This window comes from Fructilactobacillus sp. X2R6C1 (genome assembly GCF_059901295.1).
On sequence record NZ_JBWXUZ010000006.1, the window covers coordinates 14766 to 37187 of the forward strand.

At 38.3% G+C, this 22422-nt stretch carries 24 protein-coding genes; 3 read left to right on the forward strand and 21 right to left on the reverse strand.

The annotated features are described in order from the left end of the window. Positions 1-77: 77 nt before the first annotated feature. The 6 genes from AC6UDF_RS06750 to AC6UDF_RS06775 all read right to left on the reverse strand — a co-directional run bounded on the left by AC6UDF_RS06750 (position 78) and on the right by AC6UDF_RS06775 (position 7566). Complete coding sequence (locus AC6UDF_RS06750; RefSeq protein ID WP_500694442.1) at positions 78-1235, reverse strand: PDZ domain-containing protein; 1158 nt, start codon at positions 1233-1235, stop codon at positions 78-80. Between the two features lie 18 nt (positions 1236-1253). Then, positions 1254-2370 (reverse strand): peptide chain release factor 2 gene (gene prfB / locus AC6UDF_RS06755; protein WP_500694443.1). Its coding sequence is split into 2 segments (ribosomal slippage): positions 1254-2297 and positions 2299-2370, totalling 1116 coding nucleotides; the frame shifts between segments, so codons are not numbered across the junction. A 52-nt stretch (positions 2371-2422) separates the two neighbouring features. Next, on the reverse strand, positions 2423-4789 hold the full coding sequence (gene secA, locus AC6UDF_RS06760) for a preprotein translocase subunit SecA (RefSeq protein WP_500694444.1): 2367 nt from the start codon (positions 4787-4789) through the stop codon (positions 2423-2425). A gap of 132 nt (positions 4790-4921) precedes the next feature. Further along, positions 4922-5455, reverse strand: coding sequence for a ribosome hibernation-promoting factor, HPF/YfiA family (gene hpf, locus AC6UDF_RS06765; protein WP_500724146.1), 534 nt, complete (start codon positions 5453-5455; stop codon positions 4922-4924). A gap of 88 nt (positions 5456-5543) precedes the next feature. Continuing rightward, the gene (locus tag AC6UDF_RS06770; RefSeq protein WP_500724148.1) at positions 5544-6143 is read right to left on the reverse strand and encodes a ComF family protein; all 600 of its coding nucleotides are present in this window, start codon (positions 6141-6143) and stop codon (positions 5544-5546) included. An 82-nt stretch (positions 6144-6225) separates the two neighbouring features. Beyond that, positions 6226-7566, reverse strand: a complete 1341-nt coding sequence (locus AC6UDF_RS06775) for an ATP-dependent helicase ComFA (protein ID WP_500724150.1) — start codon at positions 7564-7566, stop codon at positions 6226-6228. A gap of 46 nt (positions 7567-7612) precedes the next feature. On the opposite strand from AC6UDF_RS06775, the gene AC6UDF_RS06780 reads away from it, so the two are divergent. Further along, entirely contained in the window at positions 7613-8245 is a 633-nt protein-coding gene (locus AC6UDF_RS06780) for a YigZ family protein (protein WP_500724152.1), read from the forward strand. Positions 8246-8274: 29 nt separating this feature from the next. Here AC6UDF_RS06780 and AC6UDF_RS06785 read toward each other — a convergent pair whose 3' ends face one another. Next, on the reverse strand, positions 8275-9426 hold the full coding sequence (locus AC6UDF_RS06785; RefSeq protein ID WP_500696127.1) for a glycosyltransferase family 4 protein: 1152 nt from the start codon (positions 9424-9426) through the stop codon (positions 8275-8277). 203 nt (positions 9427-9629) lie between these two features. On the opposite strand from AC6UDF_RS06785, the gene AC6UDF_RS06790 reads away from it, so the two are divergent. Together AC6UDF_RS06790 and lrgB are read left to right on the forward strand one after the other, a co-directional pair. Next, positions 9630-10052 carry a CidA/LrgA family protein gene (locus AC6UDF_RS06790; protein WP_500696812.1) on the forward strand — a complete coding sequence of 141 codons (423 nt, stop codon included), beginning with the start codon at positions 9630-9632 and terminating at the stop codon, positions 10050-10052. 6 nt (positions 10053-10058) lie between these two features. Then, the gene (gene lrgB, locus AC6UDF_RS06795; protein WP_500696128.1) at positions 10059-10796 is read left to right on the forward strand and encodes an antiholin-like protein LrgB; all 738 of its coding nucleotides are present in this window, start codon (positions 10059-10061) and stop codon (positions 10794-10796) included. A gap of 53 nt (positions 10797-10849) precedes the next feature. Here the strand turns inward: lrgB and kimA are convergent, their stop codons facing one another. The 14 genes from kimA to AC6UDF_RS06865 all read right to left on the reverse strand — a co-directional run bounded on the left by kimA (position 10850) and on the right by AC6UDF_RS06865 (position 22417). Further along, positions 10850-12685 (reverse strand): potassium transporter KimA, encoded by a 1836-nt coding sequence (gene kimA / locus AC6UDF_RS06800; RefSeq protein ID WP_500724155.1) that lies wholly within the window; start codon positions 12683-12685, stop codon positions 10850-10852. A 149-nt stretch (positions 12686-12834) separates the two neighbouring features. After that, positions 12835-14460, reverse strand: a complete 1626-nt coding sequence (gene groL / locus AC6UDF_RS06805; protein ID WP_500694453.1) for a chaperonin GroEL — start codon at positions 14458-14460, stop codon at positions 12835-12837. Between the two features lie 33 nt (positions 14461-14493). After that, a complete protein-coding gene (groES, locus tag AC6UDF_RS06810) occupies positions 14494-14778 on the reverse strand; it encodes a co-chaperone GroES (protein WP_500694454.1) in 285 nt (94 codons plus the stop codon). A 144-nt stretch (positions 14779-14922) separates the two neighbouring features. Next, positions 14923-15558: a redox-sensing transcriptional repressor Rex gene (locus tag AC6UDF_RS06815; protein WP_010021811.1), complete on the reverse strand. Its 636-nt coding sequence runs from the start codon at positions 15556-15558 to the stop codon at positions 14923-14925. A gap of 151 nt (positions 15559-15709) precedes the next feature. After that, positions 15710-16738, reverse strand: coding sequence for a tRNA (adenosine(37)-N6)-threonylcarbamoyltransferase complex transferase subunit TsaD (gene tsaD / locus AC6UDF_RS06820; RefSeq protein ID WP_500724157.1), 1029 nt, complete (start codon positions 16736-16738; stop codon positions 15710-15712). 20 nt (positions 16739-16758) lie between these two features. Next, positions 16759-17355: a ribosomal protein S18-alanine N-acetyltransferase gene (gene rimI, locus AC6UDF_RS06825; RefSeq protein WP_500694456.1), complete on the reverse strand. Its 597-nt coding sequence runs from the start codon at positions 17353-17355 to the stop codon at positions 16759-16761. After that, positions 17339-18064, reverse strand: coding sequence for a tRNA (adenosine(37)-N6)-threonylcarbamoyltransferase complex dimerization subunit type 1 TsaB (tsaB, locus tag AC6UDF_RS06830; protein ID WP_500694457.1), 726 nt, complete (start codon positions 18062-18064; stop codon positions 17339-17341). Before tsaB ends, rimI begins: the two co-directional genes overlap by 17 nt. A gap of 1 nt (position 18065) precedes the next feature. Beyond that, positions 18066-18833 (reverse strand): acyl-[acyl-carrier-protein] thioesterase, encoded by a 768-nt coding sequence (locus tag AC6UDF_RS06835; protein WP_500724159.1) that lies wholly within the window; start codon positions 18831-18833, stop codon positions 18066-18068. A 16-nt stretch (positions 18834-18849) separates the two neighbouring features. Then, positions 18850-19731, reverse strand: coding sequence for a 16S rRNA (cytidine(1402)-2'-O)-methyltransferase (gene rsmI, locus AC6UDF_RS06840; RefSeq protein WP_500694459.1), 882 nt, complete (start codon positions 19729-19731; stop codon positions 18850-18852). A gap of 5 nt (positions 19732-19736) precedes the next feature. After that, on the reverse strand, positions 19737-20063 hold the full coding sequence (locus AC6UDF_RS06845) for a DNA replication initiation control protein YabA (RefSeq protein WP_500694460.1): 327 nt from the start codon (positions 20061-20063) through the stop codon (positions 19737-19739). Then, positions 20060-21100: a DNA polymerase III subunit delta' gene (gene holB, locus AC6UDF_RS06850; protein WP_500694461.1), complete on the reverse strand. Its 1041-nt coding sequence runs from the start codon at positions 21098-21100 to the stop codon at positions 20060-20062. Before holB ends, AC6UDF_RS06845 begins: the two co-directional genes overlap by 4 nt. Before the next feature lie 12 nt (positions 21101-21112). After that, positions 21113-21439 carry a cyclic di-AMP receptor DarA gene (gene darA, locus AC6UDF_RS06855; protein ID WP_500694462.1) on the reverse strand — a complete coding sequence of 109 codons (327 nt, stop codon included), beginning with the start codon at positions 21437-21439 and terminating at the stop codon, positions 21113-21115. A gap of 11 nt (positions 21440-21450) precedes the next feature. After that, positions 21451-22101, reverse strand: a complete 651-nt coding sequence (gene tmk, locus AC6UDF_RS06860) for a dTMP kinase (protein WP_500694463.1) — start codon at positions 22099-22101, stop codon at positions 21451-21453. 97 nt (positions 22102-22198) lie between these two features. Further along, positions 22199-22417 carry a YaaL family protein gene (locus AC6UDF_RS06865; RefSeq protein ID WP_500694464.1) on the reverse strand — a complete coding sequence of 73 codons (219 nt, stop codon included), beginning with the start codon at positions 22415-22417 and terminating at the stop codon, positions 22199-22201. Positions 22418-22422: the final 5 nt, after the last annotated feature.

The following is a 22422-nucleotide window of genomic DNA, read 5'->3' on the forward strand; positions in this document are numbered from 1 at the left end:
ACACAATCAGACCTAATTTAGGCGGTTCTTAATTTTATGCAAAATAAAAGAAGCGCCCATTAACTGGGTGCTTCTAACTAATTATTTTGAAACATTTCAATTCCAATCTCATGCGGTGAACCATCGTAAATTGCCGTTTCTTTAATCTCTAATTGATTCTTACGATTTTTAACCTTCATGTGAACAAAGGTCGGATCATCTTGTAAAGCAGAATACAATTGACTTTCCGAATTTACCGGAACGTTGTTAACTTCAACAATTAAGTCACCCGTTTTAAGTCCCATCTTATCGGCTGGAGTGCGGGGTTTAATCCCAATGATTCGGATTCCGTTAACCGCTTGACTAATCTGATTTCCGGTCTTTCGGTCAACGCGATGGAAGTGATACATGATGATTACATAAACCACTGCCAATAAAGCAATCGCGATGATAACGTAGTAACTATTTCTCATAAAGTAAGCACCCGCCGTTAGTAAAATGGCTAACAATGCGAGTTCTCCAATCGCGTTTGAAATCCGTGGCATTAATTCATTTGGCAAATGGTTAACAAACTTGAAGCGAAAACCAATCAAAAACGGAACAACCAAGAAGGTTACATGTGCACCAAAAATATTAAAAACTGGCCACATTGGTACGATCGTTTCGATTAATTTACCAGGAATCATCAGTACCAGCGGAATCACAGCTAACTCATTGTATCCATAAGATGCCACTCGGTTTCCGCGCCGATTCTTTGAAACCTGAGGAGAGTTAATTGTCCTACCATTCATCTTCAAAAAGATAAACATTAGAACCAGCATGATTGTGATTAAGGCTAAGTAATTGGCCGATCTTGATGCGTTCATATTCACGGCACCAATAAAGTCGCCACCCTTAATCATCGGGATTGAATAATCATTGAAGAAGACCCCAACAAAAACTGATCCAAATAAAATCAATGTCGGCACTAAGATTCCTGGGATCAGTAAACTAATGGCGATCAATAATTCATATAATAAAATCCAATTTAAGGACACTTCAATCCCAACCAAAGCAGTTAAAATTGATCCAACAATTCCCAGCACAATTAATGATTTAAAAAAGACCCATCCTTCGTGAAATTTAGGGTTAACAGCACTTTCAAATAAGCGTCGTTCTCGATTTACTCTTCGATTGTAAACGAAGAAAACGCGAATAAGTGCAAACCAAAAAGCTGGCATAAAGACAAAAAACAAAATATTAGTCGCAACTGACATAATGAACTTCCTTTTCCGTTATTTTGGGTTCTTCTGTTTTAAATTCCACTGCAAATACGCGTTAATGAATGGATTCAAATCACCATCCATCACTGCTTGACCATTACCAGTCTCATAATTGGTCCGATGATCCTTAACCATTGTATAGGGATGAAAAACATAAGAACGAATTTGTGAACCCCAACCAATATCAAGCTGCTTACCCTCAATCTTGGCTTTCTCTTCTTCTTTTTTCTCTTGTTCACGTTCGTACAACTTTGATTTTAACATATTCATCGCTGTAACTCTATTCTGTAATTGTGAACGTTGGGCCTGACTTGAGGTGACAATTCCAGTTGGTAAGTGGGTAATTCGAACCGCTGAAGAGGTTTTATTAATATGCTGACCACCAGCCCCACTTGACCGAAAAACATCAATCCGGAGATCTTCTGGGTTAATGTCAACGTTCACAGTTTCATCAAGCTCTGGCATAACATCAACAGAGGCAAACGACGTATGACGCCGCCCTGCTGAATCGAAGGGTGAGATCCGCACTAACCGGTGAACGCCTTTTTCTGATTTCAGGTAACCATAGGCGTTGGTTCCAGATACTAAAAATGTCACACTGTTGATCCCAGCAACGTCACCTGGTTGATAGTCTTCGACTGAAACCGAAAAGCCGTTTTGTTCGGCCCATCGTTGATACATCCGAAATAACATGGACCCCCAGTCTTGTGATTCAGTTCCACCAGCTCCAGGATGGATCTCAACAATTGCATTATTTTCATCGTATTTCCCATTCAAAAGTAAACTCAGCTGATAACTACTAAGTTCCTTTTGGGTCTTGGCTAATTCGTCATCGAACTCTTTCTTTAAATCATCATCACTAACTTCTTCAAGGAGTTCGAGATTAACCTTTAAATCTTCCACCTTTTTAGCCAGTGAATTAAAATTATCATATTTTAATTTTAATCGATTGTTCTCATCAATTAATTTCTGGGCTTTTCTCTGGTCATCCCAAAATCCCGGTTCAGCCATTTTAGCCTCATTAACCGAAATATTTTCACTTAGTTGATCCAGGTCAAAGTGACCCCCTAAAGCCAGCTACGGCTTTTTTAATCTTTTCGATCTGTCCACGTGCTTCACTTAATTCCATTTCATACTCCTGAAGATGAAAAAACGGAGACCAAAAGTCCTCCGTTCTTAAACTATCTTTCCATATTTTGTCTGATCTCAGCTTTCATAAACAACCTAGTGACATCGTAGTCAATATCAGAGACCATTTCTTCAAACATTCTAAATCCTTCACGTTGATACTCAACTAATGGGTTTAATTGACCATAACCACGAAGACCGATTGACTCTCGTAATTGGTCCATTGAATCGATGTGGTCAGTCCAGTGTGAATCAACCACCCTAAGCACAACCACTTTTTCAAATTCAAGCATCTGTTCGGGATCCTGGAGCTCTTTTTCTTTCTTATCATACTCAGTATCAACGAGTCCCATCAAGTATGCCTTAATTTCATCACTTGATTTTCCTTTCAAGTCATCAATGCTGATTTGATCGGGACTAACTAATGAATTAATCGCAAAATCAAGGATGGTTTGGAGATCCCATTTCTTTTGATCTCCCTGAGTGTGCAAGTTGACAATTCGATTAACCGTTCGTTTGATCATTGGCATAATAACCCACTTAAGTGACTTATTTTCGTCAATCACCTTACTACGCTCGCCATAGATTACATCACGTTGTTGACGCATCACATCATCGTACTTTAACACGTTTTTACGTGAATCATAGTTATTACCTTCAACTCGTTTTTGAGCCGATTCGACCTGCTTCGTGATCATGTGACTCCGGATAACCGCATCATCGCCCTCAACTTTCATCGAATCGAGAATGCTTTTAACCTTATCAGACCCAAATCGACGCATCAAATCATCTTCAAGTGAAAGATAGAATTGGGAATAACCAGGATCACCTTGTCTTCCAGAACGTCCACGTAATTGATTATCAATTCTTCGTGACTCGTGTCGTTCGGTCCCGATAACCGCTAATCCACCTAATTTGACCACTCCAGGTCCAAGCTTAATATCAGTTCCACGACCGGCCATGTTGGTTGCAATGGTAACAGCTCCCTTTTGACCGGCGTTAGCAACAATGTCAGCTTCTTTGGCATGATTTTTTGCATTCAAAACTACGTGAGGAATTTTTTCTTCATCAAGTCGCTCTGAAAGATATTCAGAAGTTTCAACCGCAACCGTACCAATCAGGATTGGTTGTCCCCGTTTGTGTAAATCTTTAATTTTGGCAATAACGGCGTCAAATTTTGATTCCAAACTTGGATACAAAACATCTGGCTCATCAATTCTAACAACCGGTTTATTGGTTGGAACCGCAATGACATCCATGTTGTAAATTTCTCGAAACTCATCCTGTTCTGTCTTAGCGGTACCAGTCATTCCAGCTAACTTACTGTACTGTCTAAATAGGTTTTGATAGGTGATGTTAGCCATCGTCTTGCTTTCTTCTTGGATGGTAACACCCTCTTTAGCCTCAAGTGCTTGGTGAAGCCCATCTGAAAAACGACGACCTTCCATGATTCTTCCGGTAAAGGAATCAACGATTAAAACCTCGTCTTTTGAGACAACGTAATCTTTATCCTTTTCCATCACGTAATTGGCACGTAAAGCCTGATCCAAATGGTGGGTTAAAGCAGTGTTTTCCGTATCGTAAAGGTTATTTAAATTGAAGTACTTTTCAGCTTTTTCAATTCCAACATCCTTCAAAGAGACCGTTTTAGTCTCTAAATCAACTTTAAAATCCGTTTTAGGATTTAGTGTCTTAGCAAATTTATCGGCCTGCATGTAAAGCTTGTTTGACCCACGAGCTTCACCAGAAATGATCAATGGGGTTCTGGCTTCATCGATTAAGATCGAATCAACTTCGTCGACGATGGCAAAATTAAGTGGGCGTTGAACCCGATCTTCTTTATAAACCACCATGTTATCCCTTAAATAATCAAATCCAATCTCACTATTAGTTGAATAAGTGATGTCGCTATCATAGGCAGCTCGTTTTTCTTCCGGATTCTTATCAGCCGAGTTCACCCCGACCGTTAAGCCCAGCCAATTGTATAACTGGCCCATTTGAGTGGCATCACGTTGTGATAGGTATTCATTAACCGTAACGACATGAACACCTTTTCCTGATAAAGCATTCAGGTAGACGGGCATTGTAGCCGTTAACGTTTTCCCTTCACCAGTCTTCATCTCAGCAATATTACCCTCATGAAGGACAATTCCACCCATAATCTGGACTCGAAATGGATTTAGTCCGAGCACTCGTCTGGCACCTTCACGGGCAACCGCAAAAGCCTCAGGTAACATGTCATCTAAGCTTTCACCATTTTGATAACGCTTTTGAAATTCTGGAGTTTTAGCTTGTAATTCCTTATCACTTAATTTTCGATATTGTTCTGAGTATGAGCTGACCTTATCGGCGAGCTTTCCTAATCGTTTCAGTTCGCTTTTGTCGCTTTCAACCCATTTCTTTAAAAGGTTTGTTGCCATTGATTGATTTCTCCTCTAGTGTCTAAACCGTTTTTGTTTCTCGAATTCTCAGTCTATTTTCTTATTCTAACATTTTATCAAATCAATTAAAAATTCATCACAAAAAAACAGAAATATCATATTTCTGTTTTTTTAACGATCGGTTTTAATTAGTCCATAGTCTCCATCATGTCTTCGATAAACAATGTCAGTGGTGCCATCGGTGACATCAACATAGACAAAAAAATCATGCCCAATCAAATTCATCTGAATAATGGCATCTTCCGAAGTCATCTTCTGTAAAGGAATCCGCTTTTTCCTAACGATCTTAGATTCGGCTAATCGTTTATTGGGATCATTAAACACGTGGGATAACTTATGCTCAGTTAATTCTTCATTTACCTTTGAGCCATATTTATCGATCTGTTGCTGGATATCGTGAATCGCGATATCAATGCTTTTGTGAATATCATCAGAGTTGCCCTCACCTCGCAGTAAAAAGTTCGGTAGGATAATAGTGATTTCAGCTTTGATTCGTTCGTTAGAATAGTTCATAAGATCAACATGAGCAGTCCCTTTCACGTTTACATCAAAACGTTTATCAATTGTTTTGACGTGATGATTAATGTAATCACGGAGATCACTGGTGATTTCAACATCATCACCTCTTAATTTAGTTTCAAGCATTTTAATCTCTCCTATGCTTAGTATCATTGTCTTCAAACGAATCTCTTATAACTATTATAAATTCTAATCGATTAAATAACAATCAATACTAACGTGCAAGGGTAATACTTGAGACTTTCTTAACCCCATACGAATATAACAGTTTGGCCGCTAAGTGCAGGGTGGTTCCAGTCGTATACACATCATCAATCAAACAAACCTTTCTCCCACGTAGGTTGTTAGTCGACCACTCCGGCTCAACGTAAAATGGTTGTTTTAAATGCATCCTATCAAATTTATCTTTTTTAGACTGGGGTAAGCCCTTTTTTGACACCGCTCCTAAGACCTTTTGATATTTCACACCAGCTAACCACCCCTCAACCTGATTAAACTTTCGCACCTCAAACGTTTTCTTACTAATCGGGATGGGAACAATCATACCGCCGTCGTTATGTTCAAATATAAAAGACTGAAACTGACTTTGAAATAATCGCCTTAACCGATAATCACCCTGAAACTTGTACCGAGCCATATAATTACTCACTTCATCGTATGGAAACAACGCGTGGTTAATTAATTTGGGACCAGATTGATCTTCCCAAATTTTACAATCATCACACAACTCTAATTTCACTTGCTGCTTGCCACAATCTGGACACGCCGTTTTTAAATCAATGGGACAAAAAAGTTTTTGACATTCATCACACATAATTGGCGGGACAAAGGAACGAAAACTTAAAATAAAGGAAATCCTCACATCACTTCTAATAATTTGATTACACCATAAACATTTATTCATGACTTTTTAATTTCATCCCTCTGCGATTCATAGCCTTAATCTCATTTTGGGCGCTAGTAATTCGTCTTGAAAAACTGCCCACAAAAAAATCAACGTTACCGGTCGGTCTGGTCCTTTTTCGACCCACTCTTCCTGCCATCTGAACTAATGACGACGTAGAAAAGACCTCATCGTCAGCCCCCAGTACCATTACATCAATATCTGGAAACGTTACTCCTCGTTCTAAGATGGTCGTAGTAACCAAAAATAACACTTGCTGGTTACGCATGGCTTGAACCTTTTCCATTCGTTTCTTGTCAGCAAAATAAACACATTCCCATACCTTTGGACCACGGATTTGTTTGCTTAAAATCCGATCAACCACCGGTAAATCTTTAATCTTAGGAACAAACAATAAAAATCTTCTTCCAATTGCAACGTTACGCTGACACATTTTAATTAATTGATGGGGTAACCTTCCCTTTGATAATTGCATCCGCCATTTTCTTGACAAGTGAACTTTAATCACGGGCAACAAATGACCATGAAACCTGATTGGCAAATAACTCATATCTCCATTTCCACGCGTGATTTGGGTTCTCAGTCGTTTACTTGGAGTGGCACTTAACATGATTCTTTGTCCCGTAGTCTTTAAGGCATGCTTTACGGCAAACTCCAGGTTAACGTTGTTAACGAATGGAAACGCATCAACTTCATCAATAATCAATAAATCAAAAGCATGAAAGAAACGCATGAGTTGGTGGGTAGTACAGACAGTTAGTTGACAATATCGGTAATCATCCTTACTTTTACCATGTAATAAAACCATATCAAGGTTAGAAAAAGCCGCTTTAAGACGCGGATAAAGTTCCGAACACACGTCAACTCTGGGAGAAGCAATGGCAATTCGAAATTTACGTTTAATTGCCCATGTTAATACCGGAAAAAGCATCTCGGTCTTACCAGCCCCAGTAACCGCCCACAGTAGATGATCACGGTGATGTTTTACTGATTCAATCATCCTTAACGCACAGTCTTTTTGATTTACAGTTAGCGTCCCATCCCAAGTCAAAACATTACTTGGAACCACAAAACGATTTGTTTCTAGGACACTAACCAGTTTCATCGACGAATCAATTCGCCCCATTTCGATGCAATTGGGGCAGTAAAAAATATGATTGGGAAGTTCACATTTTGATTTTTCACAATTGAATCCACATCGGTTACAATGAATAGTAGTTTGATTAACCGTTACCGCTAATTCAAAATTAAGAAGTGGATCACTTAAAAGTATCGGATCAATCAAAGTGCTTGGCGTAAGTCTTCCCATTAGTTCTTTTTGATCTTTGATCATTAACTATCCGCCTCCATTTTTAAATACGAAGAACAGGAATAATTTAATGCAAAATTCTTTTTTAACCATTAAACAAGTTGGTCAAAATGAAATTATTATCAAAAAATCAAAGTTTATTGCTTCCGTATCTCGTGTCACGGACGAAGCGAGTGCTCAAGCATTCATCGCCAGTATCAAAAATCAAAATAAAAAGGCCAACCACAATTGTTTCGCCTATGTCATTGGCCCAAATGATGGTGTCCAGCGTGAAAGTGACAACGGCGAACCCAGTGGGACTGCCGGGATTCCAATCCTGGATGCCATTAAAAATATGGAACTTCACGACACAGTAATCGTAGTAACAAGGTACTTTGGTGGCATCAAACTAGGTGCTGGTGGCCTAATCCGAGCATATAGTAACTCGGCATCGGATGTGATTGAAAGGGTTGGAATCAGCAAAATGACGCTTAAAACTGCACTTACTATTTCAGTATCCTATAAGTTAAATGATAAACTCCAATATTTTCTTAAACAAAATAATCTACCAATTACTAACGTTGAATATGACACCAGTGTTCGGGTAAGCACCGCCATTTCAAATCATGTGATTGATGACTTCAAAACAAAAATCAACAATTTGCTTGCAGGAGACGTTCAATTCAAGATTGGTAAGGAAGCTTATTTTGAGAGTCCAGTTTAGTCTAAAAAGAGTAGTTCACCTTCAATGAACTACTCTTTTTTGTTTGATTTGGTTTTATGCTTTGCCTTGGTTTTAGTGATTTCGGTTTCGTGATTAGCCTTACTGGTTGTTCCAGTCACAACGCGTTTAATCAAATTAAGCAAGGGTTGCCGGTTCTTTCCGACTAATCCAATGGCTTCCACAAAAAGCTCAATCCCAATCAAAGTGGCAACCGTCAACAACACTGATCCCCAGAAACTGGACAATGGATAGAGTAAAGAGATGAAAGCGAAAATTAACGCAATTCCGTAAATCACCAAAACCGTTTGCCGGTGGGTCAAACCAATCTGCATCAACCGATGATGTAAATGGTGCTTATCAGCGTGAGAGATGGGTTGCTTGTTCAAAATCCGCCGTAAAATTGCATAAGCGGTATCCGAGATTGGGACTCCCAAAATCACAACGGGAATAATGACCGATATGAAGGTGGCATTTTTAAGACCTTGTAAAGAAAAGACCGAGATCATAAAGCCAATTAATAGGGATCCGGTATCACCTAGATAGATTCGAGCTGGGAAAAAATTATACGGTAAAAAGCCCAAACAGGAAGCGGCAAAGGTAAAAATCATGATTGACACGTAAACGTTACCGACGTTTAAAAAGAATAACCCGATGATTCCCATGGTAGTCAGAGCAATAATGGCAATCCCCGTCGCTAGTCCATCCAGTCCATCGATTAAATTAATTGAGTTCGTAATCCCGAGAATCCATATCCAGGTAATTGGTAGACTTAACCATCCCAGACTAACATCACCAAAGAATGGGAGCGTAATGGAGCTCATCTGAATGCCCGCAAAAATGTATACCCATAGTGCTGCTAGCGAGATCCCAATCACCTTTTGCCGTGGCTTCAATTCAAAAATATCATCAATGACCCCCGTCATAATGATAATAATTTCTCCGCCCAGAATTCCCCACAACTTACTAGATGGAATTTGGTTCCGCAAAAAAACGCAAGTCGTAATGGTATAAGCAATAAAAATTGCCAGACCACCCAACGTTGGCATTGGAATTTTATTTACACGTCTTTTATTCGGTTTATCAATGGCGCCAATTTTGAATGCTAAAATTCTGATAAAAGGGGTTAAAACCGCCGACATTATCATCGTTGCAAACAAATAGACGAATATTTCAAATTTCAATTAAGTATGGCCTTCCACGATTAAGTTTATATTCAATTATACAAACGGAAAATAACAAACACAAGCTTCCCTTTATTTAATTTAATGATAATTAAATCTAATGATAACAATTAAAATTTTGGTTTGTTTTTTAGTTCATTTCATATATTATATTAAATATAGAAATAGCTAAATCAATCACATACTTTTGAAAGGAGTCAAACATGCAAAATAAAGAAGAAAAATCTCAAAAAGATGCTCCATTGTTAACTCAACTCGGTATCTTTGGGGTCATTTTATTCGTCTCAAGTCTAATCTCAGCACTCTTTCCAGCCAACTTTCCAGTTCCAACCCCAGTAATTGGGTTGGTGATATTATATTTGTTATTGACCTTTAAAGTCATTAAACCAGAACAGGTCGAAAAGGTCGGATCATTTTTTATTGGAATCCTAGGATTCCTTTTTGTCCCTTCTGGAATTCAATTAGCGGCCTCCCTCGACATTATGAAACATTCTGGCGTCAAACTAGTGATTATGATCATTATCTCGACAGTTGTCATGTTGGTGTCGGTGGCTTTAGTTGCTACTTTTTTGATATGGGCCCGCAATAAAATTTTTGGCAAAAAACAAGATATCGATAAGGAGTAACCAAATATGCAAACGGAACTATTAAAATTTTTAGGCAATCCAATGTTTGGAATTGCTCTATCATTGGTGGTCTATCTGATTGGATCATTTCTATTTAAAAAATTTAACGGCTTTTTTCTTTTTCAACCATTATTTGTTGGAATGGTGCTCGGGATCTTTGTTCTCTGGTTAATGAGCAAAGCAACGGGGATTAACATTACCTGGATTTACACCAACTTGTATAAGCCAGGTGGTGATATTATTTTTTGGTTCCTCTTCCCTACCACGATTGCTTTCGCAGTCCCACTCTTCAAGCGAAACGACATCGTGAAAAAGTACTGGTTTGAAATTTTGTTATCACTAATAATCGGTTTAACCATTTCGGTAATCATCATGTACTTTGTCTCCAAGTTAATTGGATTAAACAAGTCGGAAATCGCTTCCATGCTTCCGCAGGCTGCCACTACCGCAGTTGCAATGCCAATCGCCCAAGGCATTAACGGTGTGCCAGCAATTACCGCTATGGCATGTATTTTAAACGCTGTTATTATTTACGCACTTGGCGACTGGATCATTAAAATATTCAGATTGAAGAACCCCATCGGAATTGGATTGGGGCTTGGAACAGCAGGACACACCCTTGGATCAGCTAAAGCCCTTGAACTTGGTGAAGTTCAGGGCTCCATGGCTGCGATTGCGGTGGTCATTATTTCGGTGGTCGTTGATATCATCGTCCCACTATTTGCTCATATTGTGCACCTTTAAATCCAAATCAAAAAAGCTAGGCTATGTTTAACATAGCCTAGCTTTTTGTTCTATTATTCACTTAAATGATAGTTATACGTCGATACAATGATGTCCTGACGTGAATTCAAGGCACTTCTTAATCGAACAGCAGTCTGATTATGAAGGACTTGTTGCCAGTAGTGTTTTGGTACAAACTGAGGAACCAGAACCGTCGTAGTATAATTACGATCCTCATCCTGTTTCGCAATAACATCACAGAAACGAAGCACCGGATCGACAACCGAACGATACGAGGTATGAATATCGACAAATCGAATGTCTGGATACTCTTCTTTAAACTTCGTTGAAATTTTCTCTTCTTTTTGCGGATTATCGGCAAACGAAACGTGCATGGCAATGACATTGTCACCAATCGATCTCGCATAGTTAATTGCTTGTCTAGTAACTTGGGTAACATTTCCCACTAACACGATTACCGTTGAACCAGCATAGGTATGATTCTCATAATTAGGATCAGTTGAAATACGCAGCTGCTCAGCAATTCGCTGATAGTGAAGATGAATTTTGTAAAACATCAAAAGGAGCAACGGCATGATAATGAGATATGGCCAAACGTTTGCAAAATGAAGTGCAAACAGGAAGAAGACTAACATCACTGAGATGAACGCTCCAATAAAATTAATGACAGCCTTCACCGGCCACAAGCCATCTTTATTTCTGAACCAGTGAACAATCATTCCAGATTGAGACAACGTAAATGGAACAAACACACCAACAGCATAGAGTGGAATTAAGAGATTAGTTTTACCTTTAAAGAGGACAATTAAAACAATCGCACCTAAAGCTAACGAAATAATTCCATTTGAATAACCTAGTCGGTCACCCTTATCCAGGTAGGCATGTGGCAAATATTTATCTTTAGCCATGTTGTAGGCCAAAATTGGAAAGGCAGAGAAACCAGTGTTAGCAGCAACAGCTAAAATCAAGGCAGTTGCAAGCTGAAGTAAGTAGTACATGATTCCGTGACCAAAGACATTGGTACCAATCTGTGATAAGACAGTATCCTTAGCGTTAGGAATAACTCCCATGTAGTAACTTAGAAAGGTAATCCCAGCAAAGAAGATTCCTAAAATAATGGCCATGATACCTAATGTATTGGCAGCGTTCTTTCGTTTTGGTTGTTTAAAGTTTGGAACCGCATTACTAATGGCTTCAACTCCAGTTAACGATGCTGAACCAGATGAGAATGCCTTAAAGAATAATACCAAGGTCATTCCCTTAACTGAGATATTCAGTGGAGCATACGCATGATAAGTAATTTTATTAGTTAAAATATTATAAGCACCAACAATGATTAAAATGATAATCATCACAATAAATAGGTACACTGGAATAACTAGGAATGAAGCTGAATCATGCATTCCACGAAGATTCAAAATCATGATAAATATTACAATTAAGATTGCGATCGGAACCTGATAATTATATAGCGCAGGGATGGCAGAAGTAATTGCTTCAGTCCCAGAAGTCGTTGAAACGGCAACCGTTAACATATAATCAACTAATAGGGACCCACCAGCAACTAAACCAGCAGTGTCACCCCAATTGGTTCGGGCAACAACGTAGGCACCTCCACCAGATGGATAAGCATAAATAATCTGTCGATAAGATAATGTGATTGCGGCTAACAGAACCAACACTAGTAGTGCGACCCACATTTGATACATTAATGCCGCGGTCGATAAGGTAATCAAAACGGCAGTGATCTGTTCAGTACCATAAGCAACTGATGATAAGGCATCAGATGATAACAATGCTAAACCTTTGAACTTAGTGAGAGATTGACCAGAGCCTTCCGTTGTCTTAAGCGGACGTCCAATAATTAATCTTTTTAAATACCGCCACATTTAATCCATACTCCTTTAATATGTCATATTTAACCTAGTAAAACCGTAATTTTAAAGTCAAATGCAATTGTACTACATTAAAGTAGATAATTCATCATAATTGGAAATAAAAAAGAGTCCATTCGGACTCTTTTTGGTTAAAACTTAAATTACATCATTCCACCCATTCCAGGTTGTTGTGGAGCAGCTGGTTGATCATTATCATTTTTTGGTTGTTCGGCAACAACGGCTTCAGTAGTTAATAGAAGAGCTGAAACAGATGCAGCGTTTTGAAGAGCTGAACGGCTTACCTTAGTTGGGTCAACGACACCAGCCTTGATCATGTCTTCGTACTTGCCAGTCAATGCATTGTAACCAATGCCTGGTTTTTCGTCTTTCAAATGATCAACAATAACTGAACCGTCAATCCCAGCATTTTCAGCAATTTGTCTTACTGGCGCTTCTAGGGCTTTAACAACAATGTTAACTCCAGTTGCTTCATCACCTTCAGCAGGGATTTTATCAACGTCATTCAAGATGTTGATAAAGGCTGTACCACCACCGGGAACAAATCCTTCCTCAACAGCGGCTCTAGTAGCATTCAAAGCATCTTCAATTCGGTACTTACGTTCTTTAAGTTCAGTTTCAGTGGCTGCACCAACTTTGATAACAGCAACTCCACCAGCCAACTTAGCTAAACGTTCCTTCAACTTATCACGGTCAAAGTCAGAATCAGTGGCATCAATTTGTTGTTTGATTTCATCAATTCGTTTGTCGATAGCTTCTTTGCTACCCTTACCTTCAACGATAGTTGTGCTGTCTTTAGTAACGTTAACCTTATTAGCTTGACCTAACTGATCAATGGTAGTGTCTTTTAGATCTAATCCAAGATCAGAAGTAATTACAGTACCACCAGTCAAAGTAGCGATGTCTTGGAGTTGTTCTTTACGACGATCACCAAAGCCGGGAGCCTTAACAGCTACAACATTAAAGGTTCCACGCATCTTGTTCAAAACTAAGGTTGGAAGAGCTTCTCCACCAATATCATCAGCAATGATCAAGAGTGAACGACCTTGTTGTACGACTGATTGAAGTAATGGCAAAATGTCTTGGATATTAGTGATTTTCTTGTCAGTAATTAAAATGTAGGGATTATCTAGGTTAGCTTCCATTTTTTCTTGGTCGGTAACCATGTATTGTGACATGTATCCACGATCAAATTCCATACCTTCAACAACGTCTAAACTAGTGTCAACACCACGTGATTCTTCAATCGTAATAACACCATCATTACCAACTTTTTCCATTGCATCGGCAATCAAATTACCAACCTTTTCGTTAGCTGATGAGATTGAAGCAATTTGAGCGATATCTTCCTTGCTAGTTACTTGGTGACTCATCTTGTGAAGACTGTCAACGGCTGTTCTAGTAGCCTTTTCGATTCCTTGACGAACTCCAACGGGATTAGCACCAGCGGTAACGTTCTTCATACCCTCTTTAACGATTGCTTGGGCAAGAACAGTAGCAGTAGTAGTACCATCACCGGCAACATCATTGGTTTTAGAAGCAACTTCAGATACTAACTTAGCACCCATATTTTCAAAGTGATCTGGAAGATCAATTGCTTTAGCAATGGTAACACCATCATTTGTGATTGTTGGATCTCCAGCTTTTTCTTCTAGAACAACGTTACGTCCCTTTGGACCCATAGTTGTTTTTACAGTGTCAGCTAATTTGTCAACACCATTTAACATCGAATTTCTAGCATTTTCAGAAAACTTAATTTCTTTAGCCATTATTATCACCTCATATTAATTAATTTATTTTTATTATTTAACGATTGCAAGTAAATCTTTTTCGTGCATTACAAGGTATGGAGTACCATCATATTCAACCTTTGTCCCTGCATACTTATCAAACATGACCATGTCGTCTTCTTTAACAGAAGGGGCAACTTTTTGTCCGTTATCAAGAACTCGACCCTCGCCTACAGCGACAACTTTACCCATCTGTGGTTTTTCTTTAGCGTTATTTGCTAAAACAATTCCACCGACGTTTTTTTCTTCTGGTTCTTGCACTTCGACAATTACGCGATCTCCTAATGGTTCTAACACGTTAATCCCTCCAATAAATATCTTTATTAAATTTTAGCACTTGCACTTATCAAGTGCTAACTTACATTCTTAATATATTATGTTTTCACAACTAATGCAAGAACTTTGCCCGATAAAAATAAAAAAGCATCCAAACTTGGATGCTTAATCTTTATCATAGTGATCAATAAAATAGATCAATGTTTGCAGTTCATTAGTCAAATCAACATTATGAACTCTAATTTCCTTTGGAACCGATAATCGGACTGATGTGAAGTTTAAAATTCCTTTTACACCCGCTTTGGCAACTTGATCAGCAACTTGTTGAGCAACTTTACCAGGAACTGTGAGAATCACAACACTGATTTGTTGATCTTTAAGCTGTTTTACCAATTGATCCATTGGGTAAATTGGAACCCCACCTTGAATGGTATTAACATTTTTAGGATTAACGTCAAAAGCAGCGGAAATTCTAATATTACTATCCATGTGGAAGTTAAAATTCAAAAGGGCATGACCCAAGTTACCAACACCAATCAATGCTACATTGGTTAATTGATCTTGGTTCAAGATCTTCTTGAAAAATTCTAGTAAACTGTCTACGTCATATCCATAACCTCGCTTACCAAGGGCACCAAAATATGAAAAGTCACGACGAATTGTAGCAGAATCCACTTGAATTGCGTCGGCCAATTCATTTGATGATATTCGTTTCTTTCCACCGTCATGTAAAATATTTAAATAACGATAGTAAAGCGGCAATCGTTTCGCGGTTGCACGTGGAATTTTTGTCTCAGCCATTTTCAAATCTCCTATTATTATTGTCGAGATTAATAAGTCACAAAATTAATTCTAACATAAAGAAATTGTTTGTGAAATAATATAAAAATGAAATCAGCTGAAAAGCCCCACAGGGCAGGATAAATTAATTTAATAATTTGTTGTTAACGATTTATTTTTCATTTTGAGCCCACTCAAATTCTAATCCTGGATCAGCATTTAGTGAAGCTTTTCCTTTTTCCTGATGGTGCTGCATTGCCGCTGCAGCAGCTCCTATCATGGCTGCATTATCTCCACACAACTTAAGCGGAGCCTTGACAAATTCCACATTTTCCTTACTAGCAATTGCATCTAGTCGATTTCTAATGCCCTTATTCGCGGCAACTCCGCCAGCTAAAATAAACTCTTTTACAGGATAATTTTCAAGCGCACTTTGTGATTTTTTTGCCAAAACGTCCACTACGGCAGCTTCAAAACTAGCAGCTAAATCGTTCTTATTTAGAGTCTTTCCAATCTGATCGGCATGGTGAACGGTATTGATAAAAGCACTTTTAAGTCCGCTAAAACTAAAATCATAATTACCATCTGATTCCATCGCGCGTGGAAAATTAAAAGTATCCTTTCCCTTTTGAGCCATTTTGTCAACGGTTGGACCAGCTGGATAATTAATTCCTAAAACTCTCCCAATTTTGTCAAACGCTTCACCCGCGGCATCGTCTCTAGTCTCACCGATGATCTCAAACCTACCTTCTTCAGGCATAAAAACAAGCTCCGTATGACCACCAGATACCACAAGTGCCATTGCTGGAAACTCAATTGGCTTAATAAAGTTAGTAGCATAAATATGTCCTGCAATGTGATTAATTGGAATAAGGGGTAGATGATGAGCCCAAGCTACCACTTTGGCAGCGGTGACTCCAATCAAAAGTGCACCAACCAATCCTGGGCCATAGGTCACAGCTACTGCCGTTAAATCATCGTATGTGACGTTTGCACGTTTCAAAGCATCATTTATACAAATGGTAATCTCTTCAATATGATGACGACTAGCCACTTCTGGTACCACACCACCAAATCGCTGATGACTTTTAATCTGAGTTGCAACAACGTTTGATAAAATTTCTTTACCATCCTTGATAACAGCAACACTTGTTTCATCACAACTACTCTCAAACGCCAAGATCACACTATTATCTTGCATTAATACTCACCCGTCTCTAATTATCTTCCAAAATTATTTGGTGCCACTTTTTGCTTGGATAAATCCAGTTTCATTACCACAGCATCTTCACCATCATTATAGTAATCTGGATCAATTCCAACCTGAACAAACCCAAGATCCCGATTCAAATCTTGAGCTTTAATATTTCCTAATCGAATTTCGATTGAAACACTTTTAAGTCTCATCAGTCGGGCTCTTCTGATAATCATGGTAAGCAAAAAATATCCCAATCCGCGATTTTGGAATTTGGGTAACACCGCAATATTTTCAACGTGACAATTCTTACTATCACGAGAAATCGAACAACCGACAAAAGCAATCAATTCGTCGGCTTTCCTAATTACCAAGTATAAACTGTTTTTGTGCTTTTTTAGATCATTTAGGAAACGTTCTCGATCCCAAGCTGCCTTTTTGTCGTAAACCTCTTCTTCAACATTCACAATGTCAGGGATGTCAGTAATAGAACCCTTGCCAAAATAGTAATCGACTCCATTCACATCAACAATGTGATTTTTAATCTGAAGTCCACGCTGAATTTTGGCTTCTTCCTTTTTTTTAACGTTCTTTTTTAACCATGCCTCAATTTTCTTCAACATAAGACTCGTTTTCCCTCCCCGGGTTTAACTTTTGCCAGTCTGCTTGTGCTTTGGTTAAACGAAGATAATTGGGATTAAAATTGTTAACATCAGCAACTGGTTCTTGCTTTTCCCCATAGATACCAATTTTAGCTGCCTGTGGCAGGTTATCAATTCCAGTCATATATTTAAAATCTTTCCCGAAATGTTGTTTTAAGCGCTCGGAAAAATGAGCAACATCACTTCCAACGAATACGATGGGCTCATCAAACTTGTCCAGTTCGGTCATCCACTTATAAAAATTAACGTGTTGATCTTTAATTACCGACTCGGGACCACGATCGGAAGTACGGTACAGACCAGTAAACAAATTATCGTTTCTACCATCAAATAATGGCACTACCAACTGGTCGTGTTTTTGCACGTTTAAAACAAGCGCCATGAGACTTGAAATGCCAACCAAATCAATATTCAATGTATCGGCCAAAACTTTTCCAACCGTGGTGGCAATTCTAATCCCAGTGTATGAACCAGGACCATTACTTACGACTACCCGATCCAGATCTTGTGGAGTTAAATTGGCATACTTAACCAACTTTTCAACCACCGGCATTAAGTATTCAGCATGTTTTCTATGCGTTGTCATCGTGGTTGTTGCTAGCACCTGTTCGTCTTTTAAAACTGCCACAGTTAATGGTTGATTAGAGGTATCAACTGCTAAAACGTGCATGTTATTTACTTCCTTCTTTATTCAGCTTCTTCCATTTAATTTCGGCAATCGATTTAGTATCATCGTTGACCGAAATATCGTGGATCGATTGAATTTGATCACCGGTCTTAATGAGTTTGCTTCGACTTACGACCGGATCACCATATGTAACTTCATCTTCATACTTAATACTTACTTGCTTTGGAACGTGAGTTGCCAAAAAATCATAGGATAAATCATCAACCATCCATCCAATGTATTTGGCATTATTGACATGAGAATTCCAATCAATGTCAGTAAAACGAACGTGATACTCAGTCTTCATAAGATTTTGTTCATCATGAATTTGAGGAATCTTTCTTAACCGTTGAATCCTTCTTACTCGATCACAGTGATAGGGAGTAATCATATCTTCCTCTAATCGAACCATTTTTCTGGATTTAATGTCCATCATGACCCACAAACTGCCAACATGAACTAATTCATTCCCGTTAACGTCTCTAACCCAGAATTCACGGTACGCAAAGTACTTAGTGTATGAAGTTCCCCTCGTTTGAACCTGAATTTTTTCATGAACTTTAGGAAGACGCGTAATATCCATGTCGGTTTGAACAACAACCCAAGTTACGCCATGTTCAATCACATGTCTGGTACTTACACCGAGTGCTTTTGCTTGGTCCTGTGAAATCATAATGATCACGTCAATTAACATTGAAAGAGTAATGTTACCCAGTAAATTGGTTTCATAGTACTCAACTACATGGTCTTCAGAAAAAATATCTCCAGTCATCTTAATTCCTCTTATCTTATTCTATGTGGTGGTATTGATTATAAACATCCTGACGGACTAACCCATTTTGCTTAGCGACTTGCTTAATCGCGCCATTGGGCTTTTCACCGTTACTAATTAATTGATCAACCTGCTCGTAAACCGATAATTGAGCTTCATTTTGCTTCTCTTCATGAAGTTTAAACCCGTCTGGATTCCCAGAAACTAGAATGACAAACTCTCCTCTAATCTCATTTTGTTTGGACCATTCCACTAAATCGTCAAGACCACCACGAACGTATTCTTCAAACTTTTTAGTGAGCTCTCTTGCAAGCACTGCCTGCCGATTGCCAAAAACCTTTTGCATGTTTAAGAGCGTCTTTTTAAGTCGATGAGGAGCTTCATAAAAAATCAAGGTCGGATATTCTTGTGCTAAAATCTTTAGTTCATCAACCTGCTCTTTGGGTTTCCGTTTTAAAAATCCATAAAACAAAAACGGTTGAGGTTTAAGTCCTGAAGCAATTAAACTAGTAAGGCCAGCGTTTGGTCCCGGAATGCTTATCACGGAAATATCATGTTCAATGCATTGCTTTACTAACTCACGTCCAGGATCACTAATTGAAGGCATCCCTGCATCACTGACTTGTGCAATTGAAATCCCATTGATTAATTTTTCAACTAATTCAGGTGCTCGTTGTTCAGTATTATGCTCATGAAAACTAATTTGTTTGGTCGTAATATCAAAATGATTTAAAAGTTTCTGGGTATTCCTCGTATCTTCAGCAGCAATCAAATCAACATCTTTTAAAATATTGATGGCTCTAATCGTCATATCATCAAGATTACCAATTGGTGTAGGAACCAGATATAAACTGCCCTTGTTATGATCTGCAAAACTTTTTTGAACTGATAAATCCAATGGAATTACCTTTCTCCGTAAATGATATCGGTACAAAACATACAACTACTATTACTATTACGCCGTTTTCCATAAAACTGTGTGCAAACATGAAATCCTTCGTTATACAATTTTTCCAAGTTTTTCTTGGACATCGAAAGTTGCTGCTTCTTTTTGTTTTTCCCATCTTTTCCCGAAATTAACTCTCGAAGATGTTCATTTTCAATCTTCAGTTCTGAATTTTCCTCGATGACTTTATCAATTTCATCCCGAAGATCACCAATTTTTTCACTCATTAATTCCGATTGTGATTCCAAATTATTAAATTCTTCGTTAACATCTGATTCTTTCAATCGACTTTTGCTCCTCCTTCAATGACTGCTAAACATTTCAGGGTAATAACCTCCAAAATATTTTGGAAGCTAACGTTTAGATCTTGTTTTTTGGCACTGTTCAAGAACGTTGTGATGATTTCAATTAATTGATCATCTGATAACTGGTTAGCCATCTGTTTCAAAAGGGAATACTGATCACCAAACCCTAAACTATCAGGCTTTAATTCCCTAAACTTGACATCAAAGACATCCTTAAAAATTTGATAAATCATTTTTAAAGTCATCTGTTGTTCAAACCGACCCGTTATATTAGGCATAAAGCTAATTTGAACGCTCGTAAAAGCGCGATAATCATCATTAACTAATTCATTAAACCAGTGCTCAACTATCTCTTTAACCTTGTTAAACCAACCGTCTTCAAGCATTTTATCAATTGAAGATAAGTCCTCAGTTAATTCTAAAATAAGATTACTAGACGTTTTCGATAACCCTCTATCAGTTACGTACTTAATCAAGTTATCTTCGTTAATTTTTGGAAATTCTACTAACTGCGTTCTAGATATGATGGTTGGTAATATCTTTCGATAGTCATTGGTAAGTAAAAAGGAATTAACTTGCCCATTTGGCTCTTCAATAAACTTCAAAAGACTATTAGCAGCACTAGTAGTCATCGTATCGGCCCCGTCAATAATGAAAACCTTCTTGTTTCCTTCAACCGCACTTTTAGAAAATTCATGTTTTAAATGTCGAATTGAATCAACTTTGATACTTCTGCCATCGGGTTTGATCATCACCACATCAGGATGTTCGTCTTCTGCGATCCGGACACACTCATTACAGATGCCACATGGCATGCCATTTTGAACGTTATTACAAAACAAACGCATTGCAATCGTCTTTGCAACCGCTAATTTTCCCAAACCATCCGAACCCGAAAAAAGATACGAGTGACTGAGATCTTGAGCCGAAATAACGCCCATAAAGTGTTGTGTTAAAGTAGCTTGTTTTTGGGTAGCCTGTTTAATTATGGTCTGAGCTAAAGTTTCTTCTACCATTATATTAACTAACTAGAAGCGATTTAATGATTCCATTGGCAAAATCATAACCGTTGCTCCTCCAACCTGAACTTCAACCGGATAAGACGTCTCACTAATGCTTCCAGCTAAACTAACCGGTGGTGTCATGTATTGTTTTCTAGTTTCACAGGTTGTTTTAATGATATCCAAAATCTCGTCGACCTTATCATCTTTAGCTCCAATCAAATAAGTGACGTTTTTAGCCTTCAAGAATCCACCTTTAGTGGATAATTGGGTTGCTTGGATCTTATGTTTGATGAATTCAGATTGTAATTTGGCTGCATCCTTATCTTGGACAATTGCAATAATTAACTTCATAACTGATCCTCCTATTTACTTTCGTTAAAATATCTAGCTGCTCTCTTATACAACACGGAAATGACCTGATCTACTACTTGTTCAATTGGCTTAGTAGCATCAACCTTAATAACCCGCTTGGGGTTCTGTTTGGCAATTTCATCATAAGCTTCATGAACCCGAACGTAAAAATCGTGTTCTTGAAGATCCAAACGATTAACTTCCCCACTCCGATGTTCAGCAATGCGGTCTAATCCAACGTCGACTGGGACGTCAAAATAAATGGTGGTATCAGGCATTAAACCCTCAGTAGCAAACTGATTCATTGATAAAACGGCGCTTTCACCAAGTTCTCGGCCCGCTCCTTGATACGCAATTGAACTGTCAAGATAGCGGTCGCACAAAACTAATTGACCGGACTTTAAAGCTGGCAAAATAGTTTTAACTAAATGCTCTCTTCTGGCCGCCGCAAACAAAAGCGCCTCACAACGGTCATCCATATCTGACTCGTTTTTATTCAAAATTATCTGCCGAATTTGCTCGGAGACTTGGTTCCCACCTGGTTCACGAGTAGTTAGCAATTGGTCTTTAAGCATTGGTTTAATTTTATCAACCACCTGATTTAAAACGGTGGTTTTTCCAGCACCATCAGTGCCTTCAAATGTAATAAATTGTCCAGTCATATTAGATTCAGTCCCAGCATTTTTGCTATTTTCATTGTACTTTAAGTTATATTTATTGTCTATTTAAAAAGCCAGCTAGGATCTAGCTGGCTTACGTTTAGTTTTCATATACTGACGGTTGAATCCGATCATTTTTAATGTTTCGTTTTCGTGCTTGCCGATACATAAACATGTATTTTTGCTTTGTAAGCATCGTTTGTGCAAATAAGTGACTGTCCGTTTCGGAAACGGCTTGTTCAGTTTGCACGGCCTGATCCCAATCATTTTTTAAAAAATTGATGGTATCAAGCAATTGGTCATCATAATTTTGCTTCATAGAAC